General features: G+C 68.4%; 1 pseudogene. It reads right to left on the bottom strand.

Annotated features, from left to right (window positions below):
• Window positions 1-150: 150 nt before the first annotated feature.
• Window positions 151-675, bottom strand: a pseudogene (locus ACY45C_RS16145) (potassium channel family protein); the annotation flags it as partial.
• Window positions 676-751 lie beyond the last annotated feature (76 nt).

The following is a 751-nucleotide window of genomic DNA, read 5'->3' on the forward strand; positions in this document are numbered from 1 at the left end:
GGAGTCGAAATGAAACAACTTGCGCGTTTCGAACCCTCCACAGGCCTGTGACCTGCGATGATGCTCTCGATCACGTATTTGTTACTTCATTACGTCCCCTATGCGCCGCGCGGCCACTCGTCCAGGTAGCGCAACACCACGGTGAGGCTGTTACGCAGTTCCCGCCGCGGTGACCTCGCCGCCGGCACCGGGACCGCCGGCGGTCCCGTCGGCGGGGCGGTGCCGCGCGGGGATGTCAACCTGCTGGTTGCGCCGCACCATGTCGACGATCCGGTTCACCGGTCCCACCACGAACAGCTCGTCCCCGGGCCGGAGCCGGGTGTGGCGTCCCGGCCGGTAGTCCGGCCCGCCGCCGGGCGCCCCCTGGCCGTCCCGGTCCACGCCGCCGCCGGTGTCCGCGTTCGCGGCTGTGGTGATCACGGCGAGCACCCGGGTCCCGGTGGACAGCTCCCGCAGGGTCGGGCCGACCAGCCCGCCGCCGGCGTGGATGGTCATCCTGGCCACCAGGAACGGCGTGCGCTGCACGTAGAAAGTACTGATGACGTCGTAACCGAGCGCCGCGCCGACGAAATACGGCGTGGCCAGGGCGGACGCGCTGCGTGCCGTATGGATGCCGAAGCGCCGCTCGACCTCGTCGGCCATCGTGGTGTCGAAGATCCGCAGCACCACCCGCAGGTCGGGATAGTGCGTGTCTGTCTCTTATACACATCTCCGAGCCCACGAGACGGACTCCTATCTCGTACGCCGTCTT

This window comes from Frankia sp. CcWB2 (assembly GCF_977927585.1).